This is a genomic window from Streptomyces sp. NPDC093261 (genome assembly GCF_044753645.1).
In the GTDB taxonomy this organism is placed as follows: Bacteria; Actinomycetota; Actinomycetes; order Streptomycetales; family Streptomycetaceae; genus Streptomyces.
In genome coordinates, this window is sequence record NZ_JBIVNO010000020.1 from 25,470 (window position 1) to 41,562 (window position 16,093).

The following is a 16,093-nucleotide window of genomic DNA, read 5'->3' on the forward strand; positions in this document are numbered from 1 at the left end:
TGGCTGACGCCCACCCACTGCCACCCCACCGCTCAGCCACATCTCTGACCAGCGCAAACTCTGCACCCGCTATAGCAGTCGGCGTGAGAATGACCTGGCCGTTCGTCACTCACGTCAGCAACCGATGAGCACTACCCCTCAGTGCCAATCACCAGGTCGCGGAGGCTGCGCCGCTGACACTCAGATGACGATGTCCGACTGACACTCGCCCGCAGACTGTCAGAGGGCATGTCGCTGCAGGAGGCGCATCGCGCGACGGGCGGTGAGGCGGTGGGCGCGCAGGACGGTCAGCCGGGTGACGGGCAGGGCGGTCACCCAAGGGGCGGTTTACCAAGAGCGGCGAGAAGGTCGTGGGCGAGGCCGGTTTCACTGGTGGTGCCCGGGCCGGGGTGCAGGGTGATCCGGCCGGACGGTGGATGGTGGGCGGCCAGGGCGGTGTGCGTGTGCAGCGCGTCGTCATGGGGGTCGATGACCACGGCGACGGGCAGTGGCGCGGCGAGCGGCATGGCGGCGTGGTGGTCAGGCGAGGCGGCTGAAGGCCCAGCGCAGCAGCTCCTGGTCCACGCGGGCGCGGCCGGTGCGGGCCAGGGCGGTGCGAGTGTGGGCGGTCAGCTGGGCCCAGGCCCGGAAGTTGCCGTGGGCAGCGTGGCTGTCGGCGAAGGTGATGTCGTCGGGGTCGGTGTCGGCCCAGATCGGGTGGAACAGGGGGATGGCCTCGAGGACTTCGCTGGGGTCGAGGCGGGTGAAGTGCTGCCAGATGAAGATGCGGGAGGAGAGCATAGGTTCGCGGCGCAGCACGGTGTGGCAGCCCTCGCCGCCGACAAAGACGACCGCGAAGCGGGTGGCGGGCTCGTCCCACAGGTAGCGGAAGTATTCGAACGCCTCCCCGTTGAGCCACTGGGCCTCGTCGACGAGGAAGGTGCGGGGGTGTTCGGCCAGGGCGGTCTTCAGCAGGCGGTCGAACTCGCTGGGGTGGCGGGGCGGCTCGCCGGGCAGGTCGAGGGCAGTGAACAGCTCGTAGCGCACGGCCCGGGCGGTGGGGCGAGCGCGGAAGGTGACCCGTCGGACGTCCTCGCCCGGTTCGAGTTCGCGCAGGCAGGTGTTGACCGCGAGCGTCTTGCCGTGGCCGGCGCCGCCGTGGATGCACATCATGGCGCGTGCGGCGACGGTGTCGGTGATGTTCTCCCGCGCGGTGAGCAGGGCCCGGGTGGTGACGACGGCTGCGTCGGGCAGGTCGACGTACTGGTAGGTGGCCGCGGTCATCAGGCGTCTCCTGCGGGTCGGGGGTCGGGTTCCGGCACAACGTCCGCCGACGGGTCGGCTGGAGCGGAGGCGGGCGGGGGCGACGCTGTGCCAGCCGCAAGGGCGGGCGGGGTGCGCCAGTACGCCGGAGGCGGGGCGGGCGGGATCAAGTCGGGGAGTGCCAGCCGTGCGACGTCGGTGTAGTCGGCGGCGACGAGTTCACGCTCGGCCTGGGCAGCCGTGACGGCTCCCAGCCGCTGGGCGGGCTCCGCGGTGGTGGTGGGGGCGAATCGTTGGCGGCGCAGGCGTTCGGCAGCCTTCGCGTCGGAGCGCAGGCGTCGGGCGCGCTCCGCGCGTGCCTCGCGCAGCGCCTGCAGTTGCTCGGGGGTTGCCGCGTCCGCGAGGTGCGCCGGACCGAGGTGGCGGCCGCGGGCGTCGCAGACCTCGATCTCGTGGTCGTGGTGCGGCATGTAGCGCACGCGGACCTGGCGGCCGGCTTGGCCGGTCACCCACGCGGCGGTGTAGACGCGGCCGCGCCAGCTCACGCCGTGGCTGGTCAGCTTCCGAGGCCGGCCGTCGTCCTCGAGGGTGAAGGCCCACAGGTCGGCGGCGGGGATGTCGGTGACAGGGGTCGGATCGGCCTGCCACGCTTCCAGCGGCGTATGGCCCGACAGGGCTTTCGGGCCGTGCGCAGTGTTCCACCAGTTCGTCCACTCCAGGACCTCTGCGGTGAAGTCCTGGAACGACAGGGCGGACAGCGCCCCCGCGGTACGTCCGCGCCGCTCGGAGCGCGGCCCGGTGGGCCCGACGGTGTAGCCGGGCAGGGCGGCGAACAGCATCCGGTCCGCAGCCCGGTTGAGGCTCTCCACCGTGCCCTTCAGATGCGGGCTGTAGGCGGGCAGGTCCTTGACCGTCACTCCCATCGCGCCGAGCGCGGTGGTGACGGCGGCCGACAGGAAGTCCTTGCCCCGGTCCACCCTCACCAGCTCCGGCACTCCCCCGGCCGGGCCGCAGGGCTCGTCCCGCACCACTGCGGCGCGCAAGGCGGCTAGTGCCGACGCGCGGGAGGGATGGCCCGGGGTGACACAGGTGCCGGTGATGACCTTGGTGGCGGTGTCGATGAACCAGGTGATCCACGGGCGCACCAGGTCGCCGTCGGCGTCGACCAGCAGCGGGGCCTGGACGTGGTCGGTCTCCCAGGCATGGTTGCGCCATGACAGCGGCCGCTTGCCGAACACGTCATGGGCACGGGCTGCCTCCGGTCCGATGGCGAGACCGGCGCGCTCCCCCGCCGTCAGATCGCGGCGCAGCGCGCGCAGGAACGTCGACAGGGACGGGACCGGATCCAGCAGCGGCACCTGCGACAGGGCTGCCCCGCCCGGAACAGCCACCAGGTCCGGCGGGACGGACATGGCAGCGCCGGACGTTTGCGCTCGTGGGCCCCCGGCCTCGGCTGCGGCGCGCTCCATGAGCTGGCGGTGGACTGCAGAGGCGTTGCCGTGCCAGTACGCCAGCAGTACTCGAATCTCCGCGGTGATCTCGAACCTGCTCGTGTGGTGGGCTCCGGGGTGCGCAGCCGCCGCCGGGCTCTGGGATGCCTCGGCCAGCCACCGCCACGCCGTGCGCTCCGATGCCCCCAGGCACTCCCCCGCCAGCCGCACGTGCTGCCGCGATAGACCGCCCCGGGCGCGCAGCGCCAGCAGGCGGCGCACCGCAGGCGCCCGCAGCGCAACCAGCGACTGCTTTCCGAGCACGCCGGCCGGATCCCCCGGCGGTGGCAGCCACTGCCCTCCCGCGTCCACGCCGTGGCCGCCGTTGGTGTCCTGCGGTCCGCTGTCCGTCATCGCGCCGTTTCCCTCCTCGCCGAACGGGGTGAGGTTCTCTGCCGTCGGAACCGGTGTGCTCCGGGTACGTGAGAGGGGCCGTCATGGGTACGGACCGAGCCGGGCGCAGGCCTGGTCGATCGCGTCGCGATCCACACCCGCACCCGGGTCGCGGCCCCGGGCTGCACAGACATGCGAGGTGATCTTCGCCCAGGTACGGAAGTTGCCGCGAGCGGTCTGCTCATCCGCCCACCGCAGGTCGGTCGGATCCGCGTCCTCCCACACCGGGTGGAACAGACCCAGCGTCCGCGGCACGTACTCCGTGTCGAGGCGGCTGACCTGGTGCCAGGTCAAGACCCGGGAACGCATCGCCGCGGCCCGGGCCAGCGCCCGCTCGCTGCCCGCCCCGCACAGCACCAGGGCAGCAGCACAGCCCGGCGAGTCCCACAGCTGCCGCAGGTAGTCCAGCACCGGTGGCGACAGACGCTGCGCGTCGTCGAGGAACAGCACACCCGGCTCGGCCAGTGCCTCCGCCAGCGCCTGGTCAGCCGGTCCGGCACGGTGGGTCAGGGACCCCGACGGCAGCCCCAGTGCCTCGCACAACGCGGCCCGCACTTGCGGCAGCCCGGGCCTGACCCCCACCACTGCCCGCCACACCGGCACCCGGGCAGGCAGCAGGTGCAGAGCCTGCTCGACCGCGACCGTCTTCCCCAGTCCCGTGTCCCCGTACACGCAGCCGATCCCCCGCGCGGCGACCGTGTGTCCCACCGCCTCCACCACCCCGGCCACCTGCCGCGTGGACACCAGCCGCGCTCCCGGCGCGTACAGGCGCACCCCGCCGGACACCCGGGCACGCGCAGCAGCCTTCACAGCGCCGGGCCGTTCCTCACCATCCGTACCGGACCGCTCGGTATCCGGACCATCCATGACCGGCGGGCCGTTCGCAGCATCTGCGCAGCCGAGTGCGGCCAGTGCCCGGTCGTACCGGCTCGGCTCCACCCGCCCCGACGCCGCGCGGGCGACCTGAAGCACCCGGCCCGCCCTCAGCTCGTCTTTGATCGCACGGTGCAGCGTCGCCAAGGACGGCACAAACTCCGCCCCCCAGCGTTCCAGCACGCCCTCGTCCTGCGCCCGGAGCATCCTGCGGCGCAGCTCGGCGACGTTCCCGCCGGACTGGGTGAGCACCTCCCACAAGGCGTCGCCCACCACGAACCCGCCCTGCCGCGGCCGCGCCTCCACCCGCCCCTCGCGTCCCTCGGCCAGCCACCGCCACACCGTCCGCTCCGTCACCCCCGCCAAACCGGCCGCAATCCGCACATGCAACGACGACCCTCACCCCGGTCCACCGCCAGCAGCCGCCGCACCACCACCGCCCGCTCCACCCGCCCGGCCTGCGCCGGACCAGCCGGACCCGGCACCGCCTCCCCCACCGGGGTCTGCAAAACCGTCACGCGCCAACCCCACCCGCCCCGACCACCCACCCGTACAGAAACAGGCAAGCCCAACACAATTGGACCGCGACCTGCTATCCACACCGTGACAGCCACCTGGTCACCCCGTGACAGCAGTCGGCGGGTACCTCGTCGCCGCCCCCATTCAGGCAGCAGCGCAGGTGCACAGTCGGGCACGATGGGCCGATGGCCGGGGAAAGATTCTTCAACGACGATCCTGTCGACGGGAGCGCCGACGCTCCTGACCTTCTGGGGCGCCAGCAGTACGCCCAGCACGCTGTCGCACTCCTCCACCAGGTGCGCGAGCAGAGCGAGTCCGGAGTACTCGCGCTCATCGGGCCCTGGGGCTCCGGTAAATCGTCCGTCCTGCAGATGACGATCCAGCACCTCGAGAACGCGGCTGGCGCCGCCGACACCAACCGGTGGTCGGTCGCTGAGCTGAACCCGTGGATGTACTCGGACCTCGAGTCGCTGACGCTGGCCCTGTTCAGCGAGATCCGCGCCGCCCTCCCCAACGGGAACCAGTGGTCCGAACTGCGAGGGAAAATCGGGACGTTCGGCCAGTCGATCAGTCCGCTGGGCAAGCTCACGGGGCTGCTCGGCCTGGACTCCTCGGAGCTGATCAACCACATAGCCGACCGGATAACCGGAGATACCAGCGCCTCGGCCGCCAAACGCACCGCCGAAGCAGCCCTGCGCCAGGCGGCCTTGCCGGTCCTGATGGTCATGGACGACCTGGACCGGCTCACCCCCCAGGAACTGCTGGTCGTCTTCAAACTCATCCGCCTGGTCGGCCACCTGCCGAACGTGTACTACCTGATCAGCTTCGACGAACAGACTCTGCTGGACGTCCTGCAACGGACCGACCTGGTCGGCTCGAACGACCAACGCGCCCAGGAATTCCTGGAAAAGCTCATCCAGGTCCGGCTCGACCTCCCGGCCTTCCGCGACCGCGACATCGCCGCCATGACCAGACGTCTCCTGAACGCACTACTGGACTCCCACGGGGTGTCCATGACTGCGGACCAGGAGCAGCGTTTCTCCGAGGCGTACTTCCGGCACCTCCAGGACCGGCTGAGGACCCCACGGTCCATCAAGCGCTACTTCGGCCAGGCCGGCGCGACGCTCGGCTCACTGGCCGGGGAGGTCGACATCGTCGACTTCCTGATCGTCACCTTCCTGCGGACCAGCGAGCCCGGCGCCTACCGGATGCTGGTACGCCACCGCGCCGAACTGACCGGCACCAGCATCGACCCGGCGCTGCAGCGCGACTCCCGCCCCGGTGAACGCGCCGAGCGATGGAAGCAACGCCTGCGCCAGGCCGGTGTTGCCCCAGACAACATCGACGGGATGCTCGGTCTGCTTGGCCTGCTGTTTCCCGCAATCCAGCAGGCCGTCGGCAACAGCGGTGACCCCCGTGCCGCGGCACGCCGACGCGGGATCGGCAGCCAGGACCACTTCGACCGGTACATCGTCTTCACCGTCCCCGAAGACGACCTCCCAGAAGCCGTCTTCCAGCAGGCCCTCGCCCAACTGGCATCAGGAGCTGAGGGCGATGAGGCCACACAGTTGCTGCTCCGGCTCAGAGAAGACACCCACCGCATCGTCCGGCGCATCGACCAACTGCGCGCCGACGGAATCCCGGTACCCGCGGCCGCGCTGCTCAAGGCCATGGCCGACAACTACGGCCAACTGACCGCGCAACCCGAAGCGATGGGCCTGCTGGGCGCCGACCGGCGGGTGCGCTCCTTCACCCCAAGCCTCCTTCTCGACCTGCCTGCTGAAGAGCGCCCCTCCGTCGTGGCCGCCATGGCCACCACCCCTGATGGAGCAGTCCTGGCCACCCGGACCCTCCACACCGCCACCAACCCCGACGACACCGCCTCCGAACACACGACGACCACCGAACCGTGGGCCGCACAGGCCCGCGACGCCCTCACCGGTCGTCTGGCCGAACACCTCGCACCAGCCGCACAACGATCCACCCCAGACCTCACCGACCAGGACAGCACCCTGATCTGGATGTGGCGCCACACCGACCCTGCCGGCATCCGCACCTGGCTACACGACCGCCTCGACCAGGGATGGGAACTCCTCCCGCTCCTGGCCGCACTCATCCCACCCCAGCAGTTCCCGTTCCCCCTCATCGACAACGACACCTGGGCCGGCCTCGACGCCCTGTTCACCCACGACGACCTCTACACCCGCCTCACGCCCCTCCTCAACAACTCCCCCGACACCCCACCCCCCACCGACCAACACCAGACCAACATCCTTCAAGCACTCCGCGACCGCCGACCCGACCAACCCCAAGCCACCCCCGACACCCCCTCCTGAACCCACCCCCCGCACCCCCAGCCCACCCAAAGGAACAGCCACCCTCACAACAGCCGGCCCACCGCACACAGGTCAGAAAACAGCAGCCGCTTGGTCACCCCATGACAGCGAACCGACCCTCACACCATCCCCTGGACCAGGCACGCAGCACTCCCGCCCTGCTGACACCCACCCAATGCCACCGACACGCCCACTCACAAGGGTGTCGTGCCAGGTGACATCCATCTCGACCTCCGCGCCATCGGGCAGGCCGGGAGCCAGGTCCGCGGCGAGTGCGGCAGTCCGCTCGGCCGCCGCCCGGTCGGGCTGCCATTGGGGATCGGTCGGAATGATCGACAGGACATCGTCGCTCATGGGCTCACTACTCAATTCGTCGGGCACAAGCGTTCGGTGGGGTGCCGTGATCGTAGGGCCACGTGGCAGGCCGACCGTTCCCTGGGTTCGTTACTCGTGGAAGGCAAGGCCAGTGCCGGCGAGGCAGCCGTCGACTATGTCCGGTCGGTACTGGATCTGCTTGAGCCTGCGCTTGACGATCTTGGTGAGCTGGGCGAGGTCGGCCGCGGCGAGGTTGCCGACCTCTCGCTTGACCAGAGACCAGATGCCTTCTTGCGGGTTGAGGTCAAGTGCGTATGCGGGCAGTTGGAAGATGGTGAGCCAGTGCACGTTCGCGGCGGCCCACTCCTTCATCCCGGCGGTCAGATGCAGACGCACGTTGTCCCACACGAGCACGACCGGGCCGCCGAGCTGGATGCGGGCTCGAACAAGCAGGTCTCGCAGATCGCGCCAGCCGAAGCCCTTCGGCTCGTCTTTGCGGCCGTGGTACTCGCGGACGGCGTAGATCAGCCGCGACCGTTCCCCTCGCCTGTAGCAGACCATGCCTGCCATCGAGACCCGTCCGGATCCCCGGCCGCGGACCCGCACCACCGGAGTGCGGCCGACCCGGCCCCAGGTCCTGGCACGCGGCGGCGTCATCGACTGCCCGGCCTCGTCCTGAAAGACGATCCAGGCCCCGAGCGCCGCCGCGGTGCTCTTACCCGCGACCAGACCTCCTTCTTCCACAGCTCGACGGCTTCGTCATCGCGTTCGATCGCCCGCCGAGCTGGCTGCTGCCATGACCAGCCGTGCCGCTTCAGCAACCGCCAGGTGCCCTCCACGGTGTACGAGACATGGAAGAGGCGGCCGATCAGGGTCTTCACCCGCGCCAGCGTCCACCGCTGATCTGCCCAGCCGTGGGCCAGCGGTCCCCGCTCCAACTCACGTTCTAGCTTGTCGACCTGGGCCGCGCTGAGCTTGGACCGTCCAGGCGAGCCTGCGGACAGCAGTCCCAACTCGCCCTGTTCCCGCCAAGCCCGGCGCCATCGCTCAACCGACCGCTCACTGACCCGCAGCGCGGCCGCGATCTCCCGGTTCTTCTCCCCGCGTTCGAAGCGTTCCACGGCCTGCAGCCTGACCCGCTCCCGGGCGGCCCTCCCCGCGGCGGTCAACCCGCCGCCCTGCGCGTATCTCACGCCCAGATGGCTATCAACGCTGATCAACACCCGTCAGGCAAATCGACCCGACATCACCCGTTCAAGTTCAGTAGCCGGTGTGCCGCGAAGTCGACGACGGCGAGCAGTACGGCGGCCGGTGCGAGCAGCAGCCAGACCACCAGTTCGGGGCGGGCCCCGGTGGCGGCCGTCAGCAGGACGCAGACCACGGTCGTGACGGAGGCGACCGAAAGGGTGCTTGGCCCGTAGGCGTCACCGGCGGCGCAGCGGGCACGCCCCAGCCAGCCGCCTCCGGTACCGGTGAGGGGATGGCCTGCCGGGCACTCCGACCGCCACGGTTCCTCGAGCGGCACGGAGAACCGGTACGCCGGACGGGATATGAGCGCGCCCGCGCCGCAGCAGCGGAGGCGATCTGCTTCGCGAACAAGGGGGACAAGCGGGACCAAGGTACCGGCCCCGCGCCCCTGGTGCCCTACCGCGGCCAGTGGGGGAACCGCCCCTCAGGTCAACAGGCGCTGAACGTCCCCAATGGGAAGATCCGGGCCCTGGGCGAGCAAGCCACGGCCACGCACTGGCGGCTGCTGCGGAAGCTGAGATGTTCCATCATCCGCATCATCTGACCGGCACCTGGACAAGCAGGTGGCGCCGCTGTGTCGGCGGCGGTAACGGTCGAAGTCACCCAGCTCGGGGCTACCGTCCGCGTACGGCGGCGCTTCGGGAGACGAAACTCCGCGCGTGCTGAGGGAGACTGGCGGCCTTCAGCGCACTGTATCTCCCGCTCGCCACGAGTTGGAACTTGACACCCTCCCGACCTTCGGGGTGCTCGTAGCCGTTAGGGAGGAACCGCCGGTAGTGCTCGCTGGCGCGTTCGAAGAACCGCAGGCGCTCGGAGCGGGAGAGACATCCCTCAAGATTGAGGAGGAAGAGGTAGTGACGAATCGTACGAGTGAAGAGAAAGGGAGCCACAACGTCCAGCGCGTCGCGCTCCTTGAGCAAGTCGAAGCTCTCTTCGTACCGGCCGAAGACGTCGAAGTGGGTGCCGTCCGGTGAGCCTGCGGGGTGTTGAGTGTGCCGACGACGGATCTGGACGCAGTTCCATTTCAGGACGGCGACCCGGTCGGCGGCGAGCATGGCGCGGTGGACGACTGTGACCTCCTCGTGGAGACCGTCAGGGAACGCGAGTTCCTGCCGGATCCACAGGTCGCGGCGGATCAAACGGTCCCAGGAGTAGGCGGGAGCACCGAACAACTCTGGCTGGTCGATCGAGGCGAAGGGCTCACGTCCTTGCCGTTCAAGCAGGTCGGCGGCGGCACCGGGCCAGGTGCGGCCGCGATGGAGGCGAGTGTGCCCGAAGAGAAGAACATCCGGCTCGTCTGCCGATTGCAGCTGATCGCCCATCGCCTGAAGCGTTTCACCCCCGATGATGTGATCGCTGTCCAGGAACAGCAGATAGTCACCGGTGGCGCGCTCCGCCCCCGCGTTGCGTATCCGGCCGATGCCGACGACGCCCGTCAGCCGCACGACCGAGACCCGCCCATCGCGCCGGGCATAGTCATCCACCAAGTCCGCAGGGCATTCAGCAGACTGGTCCAGGACCGCGACAACCTCCACGTTTCCGAAGGACTGGTTCAGTATCGAATTGAGGCAGGCCTCCAGCTGTCCCTGAAGGTCGTGCGCGGCGACTATGACACTGATCATCGGGGGAGCGAGCATGGTGGTCGAACATAGGTGGACAGCTCACAGCGTGACAAGTCCCTCGGGCCCCCAGTCCGCAGCCGCCAGGTCGGCCCGCTCGGGCGGGCGGTGACGCGGACGCCTCGGTACAAGGGCCGACCCCCATCACGCCTTCCGGCGTGCAGGGGCCGCGACAGCCACCATTGGCCTGCGTCAGTCCCCCGCCCGCGTTCGGGACTGTGACGCTTGAACGTCCGAGTGCGCTGGTATTCCAGGGGGCACTCCTGTGACGGCTGTGCCCCGCAATAGCTGTGATGACAACGGCAACGGGGCTTCAAGGGCGGGGCATGAGAACTGAACAGGGGGTTCGGCGCGGTCGTCGTCGAGCCGGTCTGAGAACGCGCACGTGGCTGGTGCTGGGGGCGGTCGTCGCCGGGGGCGGCGTGGCTGTGGCGACCGTCGCGATGGCCGGGTCGGGAGGCCATGCAGGAGCGTCGGCCGCGCGGGGACCGGTCAAGACGCATGTCCACTCGCTGTCCCTGACCGGGGCCAGTGCGTCGCTCAAGACGCTGAGGGCCCAGGCCACGGCTCCGTTCAGCATGGTGGGTGTCACCTGGAACGGCGCGCACGCCAAGCTGCGCGGCGTGGTGGAGGTGCGGACCCGTTCCGCCGTCAGCGACCACTGGACGTCGTGGCTGAAGATGCAGCAGCCGGACGACATCCCCGACGCCGCCGAGCTGAACCGTCCCGGTGTGCGCGGCGGGATGTCGCCCATGTGGTCGGGGCCGTCGAACGGAATCCAGGTCCGTGTGACCGGCGCGGGCAAGGCGACCGCGTTGCCCGCCGGGCTGCGGGTGGACCTGGTCGACCCGGGCAAGCCCGCCACCGGTACTACGCAGTACTCCGGCATGGGCCTGGCGGGATACGCCATGGACGCGACGGCCACCGACACCGCGACTCCGACGGACGGCGTCGCCCCTACCGACACCGCAACGGCCACGGCAGGCAGCGACACTTCGGAGACCCCCACCGCGACGGACTCCGCCTCGCCCACGGACACCCCCACGGCCACGGACTCGACATCCGTCGCGCCGTCCACCGGGACCTCCGCTTCCACCTCGCCGAGCGCGTCCCCGACGTCCTGGCCGAGCCAGCTTCCGTCGCTGTCCGAGGCGTACCCGTCCTGTACGACCGCCACCAGCAGCCCCTCCGCGTCGGCGTCGCCGACCGCGCCGGACCCGATGCCGACCGCGACCACCTCGACGGTGGCGCCGCCGACTGTGGTCACCCGGGCCGACTGGGGCGCGGACGAGTGCGCGCGCGATACCGGCTACCCGTTGTACGGATCGGCGGTGAAGGTGATGTTTGTCCACCACACCGACACCCCCAACGACTACTCCTGCGCAGACTCGCCGGCGATCGTGCGCAGCCTCTACGCCGCGCACCTCAGCCAGGGCTGGCGCGACCTCGGTTACAACTTCCTGGTCGACAAGTGCGGCACCATCTTCGAGGGCCGCTTCGGCGGGATGGCGCTGCCGGTCGTGGGCGCCCAGACGTACGGGTTCAACACCAACAGCATGGGTGTGGCCGCCATCGGCACCTACACCGACCTCAGCGGCGGCGACTCCCAGGAGACCACCTACACCGGAGCCGCGCCGAGCACGGCCCTGCTGAGCTCCATCGCCCGGGTCGCGGCCTGGAAGTTCGGTATGACGGGCGTGGATCCCGCCACCGCCACCGCATCTCTGCCCGAGGGCTCCTCCGACAGCTCCGGCTTCACCCTGGGCAAGGACTACACGTTCAACGTCATCTCCGGCCACCGCGACGGCTTCGCCACCGACTGCCCCGGCAACCAGCTCTACAACGCGCTGGGCACGATCCGCTCCTACGCGTCCGGCCCGGTCGGCACGGTCTCCGTCACCGGGCTCGCGGGCGGGGCGGTCAAGTCCGGGACGAGCTACTACACCAAGGGCGCGGCCACGGTGAGCTGGACGACCTCCACACCGTCCGCGGTGATCTCCGGGTTCGACGTCCTGGTCGACGGGAAGGCCGTGGCGCACACCTCCGGCTCCGCCCGTTCCACCTCGATCTCGGTCGCCTCCGGCAGCCACACGGTCCAGGTCCGCGCCACCCACGTCCGCGGTTCGACCACGCTGTCCGGCTCGGTCACCCTGGTCGGTGACACGACCGCGCCGACCTTCCCGACCGCTCCCGGCGTGCAGGTGCGCACCGGCACGGTGAACTCCACCTCGGTCCCGGTCACGGTGACCTGGAAGGCCGCGGACAACGCGGCACTCGCCAAGGTCATGGCGACCTCGCCGTCCTCGGCCACCTTCGGCCCGACGGTGACCTCCTGGTCGACCAGCGCCAAGCCCGGCGCCTCGGACCTGTTCGCCCTGAAGGCGTACGACGTAACCGGCAACACGGGCGGCGCCTCCGTCTACCGGACGCCGAACATCACCCAGGAGACCTCCACCACCCGCACCGGCACCTGGACCCGCAAGAGCAGCACCAGCTACCTGGGCGGCTACTCCTACAGCTCCTCGTCCGCCAATGCCTCCATCAGCTGGACCTTCACCGGACGCTCGGTGGCCTGGATCGTCTCGCGGGCCTCCACCTCGGGCCAGGCGTACGTCTACCTCGACGGCACCAAAGTCGCCACGGTGGACCTGAAGTCCTCCACCACCCTCTACCGCCAGGCGCTCTGGACCAAGACCTGGTCCGGCTCCGCCAAACACACCCTGAAGATCGTCGTGGTCGGCACCTCGGGCCGCCCGACCGTCACCACCGACGGCATCGCCACCATCAGCTGAACCCTCGGCCGCACCTCACGACGGAGCCCTCCGCCCGCGGGAAGTCCGCGGCGCAGGGCTCCGTCGTGCACATCCGGCTTGACCGTCTCCGAGTCAGCCGCCTCGCCGCGGGCCTGCTCCGGCTGCCGCCCGGACTTGCTCAGCCCTTCCGCACAGATCTCGACAGCCATCCGGTTCCATCCTTCGGCCGCGTGTGCAGCTCCGACATCTGCTCTACGGGGAGGGGAGGGGCGTCCGTCGCGCCGGACGAAGAATTTTTTGCGGACGTGTGTATGGCGCTACGGCAGTTTGGGCGAACGGCGTGGGCGAAGGCGTCCTCGGGACGGAGAGCGGAGCGGCCGGTACGGTCGAGGCCGAGGGGAGCGACGGGACCGACGAGGCGGCCGACCTCGTCGGCAGGCCCGCCAAGGCGGTAGGCAGGCCCGCCACCTTCGGCACCTCGGGTACTTGTGGGAACGGCGCCGCCGACAGCTCCGGGAGCGGAGACGCGGACACGTCTGGCAGGGACGTTCCCACGGTGGGTGAGGGCGCCCGGCCCCTGTCCCCGGGCGTCGGGTGCAAGAGAGTGGGCGTCCCGGGGGCGCTCCCCCGGCCCGTGGCCTCGCTGCGCAGGGCCTGCGCGTCGCTGGACGCGGCCGGTCGCTGCGCCGGACCGTTCCCGTCTCCGCCAGTGCCGAGCGTGTACGGCAGCACGAACCCCGCCACCACCAGGGTTGCCGCCATCGAAGTGACCGCGACTGTATGGGCATTGCCGCCCGCGCGCGGCCGGCCGCGCCCCAGCAGGAGCAGCACGAGACCGAGCGTCCCGGGCCAGCGAGGCGCGCAGCGTCCGCCGGGCCCGGGCGAGCAGGGACTCGACGGTCCGGTAGCTCAGCCCCATCCGCACCGCGACCTGGCCGACGTCCAGGTCCTCCGACTTCAGCCGGAGCGCCACCGCCTGCCGGGCGGGCAGCTCACCGCTGCGCACGGCGAGCCACTTCGCCTCGGCCCGGTCGCACACCGCCTCCTCGACGGGTACCGGGCCCGGCGCGAGAAGCGTGGGGCGGCTGCCCACCTCGGCCTCGCGGTTGACCTGCCGGTAGCGGTCGACGCACAGCCGCATCGTCACCGTCGTCAGCCAGGCGCCGAGCCGCTCGTCGTCGAGGTCCGGGCGTTCCGCGGCCCGCAGCATCGCCTCGTGCACGGCGTCCTCGGCGTCCTCCCGGCTCATGGAGCGTCGCCGGGCCACCTTGAGCAGCTGCTCGCGATGGCTCCACATGCGCTGCCAACGCTCCTCGGTGGCCGCTGTGTCCGCAGGCATGTCCGTCGCCATGAGGGCCCCTTCGCACTCACCCGCCGGTCCTGTGCTTCCGGCGGGTGGCGACATTACCGCCGAGTAGTGGTGGTTGTGGAGGGGGCGACGCCCATCGTCTTTCAGCCGTTGCCGATGGTCAGCGGCCCCGCGTCGGGCAGCACACCGCCACCGGGCAGCGTGAGGGTCGGTTCAGCGACGGGAACCAGCAGCGTCCCGGACTCCTACGGGAGGCCGGCCCTGGGGGAGGGTGAGGTAGGCAGCATCGACGGCGCGCCTGTCCACACGTTACGGACTACGCTGACGGCGGGTCAGCCGCTATGGAGGGGATGTGGGACGTTCCCATGACAGATGAGGTCACAGCAAGCGACTGCTTCGTTTGCCGGAACGGATCACATTGCCGCTACCTGAACTTCAGCTGCGTGCCCTCGGGCACGATCTGGATATCGAGTTCGACCCTGATGTTGGAGCCAACGACTGCGATGCCACGGGCCAGCATCGTCTTCCAGTTGATGGTGTAGTCCTCACGGTGCAACTCGGTTGTGGGGTTGACGGCCACGCGGGTCTCACCCTCCATGCCGACGCGGATACCACCGTAGTTGGCGTCGAGGGTCACCGTGCGGGTGAGGCCGTGCAGCGTGAGCCCGCCGGTGATCGCCCAGGTGTTTCCGCCGCGGTAGTGATCTCGCCGGAGCACCCCGGCTTCGCCGCCGGGAGCCACACCAAGTTGCCCGCCTCGTCGGTCAGAGCGAGGAACAGCAGCCGTGGGTCTTGCGCTTCCCCGTATCACACCCATGTCCCTTGCCCCCGTTTCAGGCGACGGGCGCGTACCGCGAGCCTTCGCAGACGCCCTGCCACGGCAAGAACACCTTCAGTACGCGTGGAGGCAGGGTCGAAATCCTGGCTTCCAGGGCGCAATAGCAGACGTCTTGGACCTGGGGTCCCAAGCCAGCGCAGTTGACCTCCTCACGCCATAACCTCATGTCGGGCTTTTCGCCCAATCGACGAGCCGAGCCCACCAACCACCTCTCGACGAGCCTGATGAACTTCCTTGGCGTCGAGCAACGCGCGCGGGTGGTAGCGGTCCGCCCGGTCGGGTCGACACCCGTGCCGATCGAGCCGTTGCCTCCGGTGTGTACGTACGCCCGTGCTTCGCTGACTCACACATGCACCGCTGAGCCGTTGGCACACCGGCGAGCACTTGCTCCACATGGCGCCCGCAACCCTCATAGGTCACCTTCCGGCACGTCCGGCAGACAACACGTCGACACATCATTCCCCTCCATCAATATCTTCATTGACCAGCTCCGACTTTCACTTTCTCGGCAGAATAAGCCCCGGTTTTCACACCCTCTCCACAAGAAATGGATCAGTCCCGGCAAAGGTGGCCTCCATGAGGTCGAATCTTAATCCAAGAGGTCTGGCGCCGTCGGTGGCGAATATCCGGACATGGGTGATAGGCGGGCACATCCGTCACATGGCGTATCCCACCATGCGATGTCAAGTGGTTTGGTTGAAAAGCCGCCCTGGGGTTGCCGGGGATGCCGAAACAATGGTTGCATCACGCCGGAACGCGGTGACGGGGATCAAAATATGGCGCGTACCTGCACTCCTCGACGTATTACGATCGTCGACCGGGCGCGGGAAGGACAAGAACCGACAACGGCAGCCGCCCTCTCCGAACGGGCGGTGTGCGCCGGTCAGGAGGGAGCAACGTGGGTTGCCCGCACGCCGCAGCATGCCCCCTTTTCCCCCTACTCAGGGCAAGCTTGGAAGGTTGGCGCAAGTACTACTGCGACAGTGAGGATCGGTGGCACGACTGTGCGCGCTACCAGTTGTCACTCACCGGCGAGCGCGTGCCGATCAGCCTGTTGCCCAACGGAGTCCGCGCGCGACACCTCGAACCCGCGGCCGATGAGAGCCGGTCCGGCGAGGTCACCCCCACGCAGGCACCCCCCCGACAGGCCCCGCCACC

General features: G+C 69.7%; 11 protein-coding genes and 1 pseudogene. 2 read left to right on the top strand and 10 right to left on the bottom strand.

Going from position 1 to position 16,093, the window contains the following annotated elements:
* Positions 1-311 precede the first annotated feature (311 nt).
* The 4 genes from ACIP94_RS30940 to ACIP94_RS30955 all read right to left on the bottom strand — a co-directional run bounded on the left by ACIP94_RS30940 (position 312) and on the right by ACIP94_RS30955 (position 4,355).
* Positions 312-506, bottom strand: a complete 195-nt coding sequence (locus ACIP94_RS30940; protein ID WP_402432957.1) for a hypothetical protein — start codon at positions 504-506, stop codon at positions 312-314.
* Positions 507-519: 13 nt separating this feature from the next.
* Positions 520-1,263: an AAA family ATPase gene (locus ACIP94_RS30945; protein WP_402432960.1), complete on the bottom strand. Its 744-nt coding sequence runs from the start codon at positions 1,261-1,263 to the stop codon at positions 520-522.
* Entirely contained in the window at positions 1,263-3,086 is a 1,824-nt protein-coding gene (locus ACIP94_RS30950) for a Mu transposase C-terminal domain-containing protein (protein ID WP_402432962.1), read from the bottom strand. The genes ACIP94_RS30945 and ACIP94_RS30950 overlap by 1 nt, the downstream gene beginning before the upstream one ends.
* A gap of 81 nt (positions 3,087-3,167) precedes the next feature.
* The gene (locus ACIP94_RS30955) at positions 3,168-4,355 is read right to left on the bottom strand and encodes an AAA family ATPase (protein WP_402432965.1); all 1,188 of its coding nucleotides are present in this window, start codon (positions 4,353-4,355) and stop codon (positions 3,168-3,170) included.
* Positions 4,356-4,702: 347 nt separating this feature from the next.
* On the opposite strand from ACIP94_RS30955, the gene ACIP94_RS30960 reads away from it, so the two are divergent.
* Positions 4,703-6,853: a P-loop NTPase fold protein gene (locus ACIP94_RS30960; RefSeq protein WP_402432968.1), complete on the top strand. Its 2,151-nt coding sequence runs from the start codon at positions 4,703-4,705 to the stop codon at positions 6,851-6,853.
* A gap of 444 nt (positions 6,854-7,297) precedes the next feature.
* Here ACIP94_RS30960 and ACIP94_RS30965 read toward each other — a convergent pair whose 3' ends face one another.
* The 4 genes from ACIP94_RS30965 to ACIP94_RS30980 form a co-directional block, all read right to left on the bottom strand.
* Positions 7,298-7,825 (bottom strand): transposase, encoded by a 528-nt coding sequence (locus ACIP94_RS30965; protein ID WP_402433215.1) that lies wholly within the window; start codon positions 7,823-7,825, stop codon positions 7,298-7,300.
* A complete protein-coding gene (locus ACIP94_RS30970) occupies positions 7,822-8,361 on the bottom strand; it encodes a winged helix-turn-helix domain-containing protein (protein WP_402432971.1) in 540 nt (179 codons plus the stop codon). The genes ACIP94_RS30965 and ACIP94_RS30970 overlap by 4 nt, the downstream gene beginning before the upstream one ends.
* 53 nt (positions 8,362-8,414) lie before the next feature.
* On the bottom strand, positions 8,415-8,693 hold the full coding sequence (locus ACIP94_RS30975; RefSeq protein ID WP_402432974.1) for a hypothetical protein: 279 nt from the start codon (positions 8,691-8,693) through the stop codon (positions 8,415-8,417).
* A 337-nt stretch (positions 8,694-9,030) separates the two neighbouring features.
* Positions 9,031-10,038: a glycosyltransferase family 2 protein gene (locus ACIP94_RS30980; RefSeq protein WP_402432976.1), complete on the bottom strand. Its 1,008-nt coding sequence runs from the start codon at positions 10,036-10,038 to the stop codon at positions 9,031-9,033.
* Between the two features lie 419 nt (positions 10,039-10,457).
* Between ACIP94_RS30980 and ACIP94_RS30985 the strand changes: the two genes are divergently transcribed.
* A complete protein-coding gene (locus ACIP94_RS30985) occupies positions 10,458-12,827 on the top strand; it encodes an N-acetylmuramoyl-L-alanine amidase (RefSeq protein ID WP_402432979.1) in 2,370 nt (789 codons plus the stop codon).
* Between the two features lie 139 nt (positions 12,828-12,966).
* On the opposite strand, the gene ACIP94_RS30990 is transcribed toward ACIP94_RS30985, so the two are convergent.
* Together ACIP94_RS30990 and ACIP94_RS30995 are read right to left on the bottom strand one after the other, a co-directional pair.
* Positions 12,967-14,139 (bottom strand): RNA polymerase sigma factor, encoded by a 1,173-nt coding sequence (locus tag ACIP94_RS30990; RefSeq protein ID WP_402432982.1) that lies wholly within the window; start codon positions 14,137-14,139, stop codon positions 12,967-12,969.
* 382 nt (positions 14,140-14,521) lie between these two features.
* A pseudogene (locus ACIP94_RS30995) lies at positions 14,522-14,797 on the bottom strand (YceI family protein); the annotation flags it as partial.
* Between the last annotated feature and the right edge of the window lie 1,296 nt (positions 14,798-16,093).

Excerpts from the sequence above, each read along its gene's own strand:
- ACIP94_RS30950 (WP_402432962.1), bottom strand. The coding sequence starts at position 3,086 with ATGACGGACAGCGGACCGCAGGACACCAACGGCGGCCACGGCGTGGAC.
- ACIP94_RS30990 (WP_402432982.1), bottom strand. The coding sequence starts at position 14,139 with ATGGCGACGGACATGCCTGCGGACACAGCGGCCACCGAGGAGCGTTGG.
- ACIP94_RS30960 (WP_402432968.1), top strand. The coding sequence starts at position 4,703 with ATGGCCGGGGAAAGATTCTTCAACGACGATCCTGTCGACGGGAGCGCC.
- ACIP94_RS30945 (WP_402432960.1), bottom strand. The coding sequence starts at position 1,263 with ATGACCGCGGCCACCTACCAGTACGTCGACCTGCCCGACGCAGCCGTC.
- ACIP94_RS30940 (WP_402432957.1), bottom strand. The coding sequence starts at position 506 with ATGCCGCTCGCCGCGCCACTGCCCGTCGCCGTGGTCATCGACCCCCAT.
- ACIP94_RS30980 (WP_402432976.1), bottom strand. The coding sequence starts at position 10,038 with ATGATCAGTGTCATAGTCGCCGCGCACGACCTTCAGGGACAGCTGGAG.
- ACIP94_RS30965 (WP_402433215.1), bottom strand. The coding sequence starts at position 7,825 with ATGACGCCGCCGCGTGCCAGGACCTGGGGCCGGGTCGGCCGCACTCCG.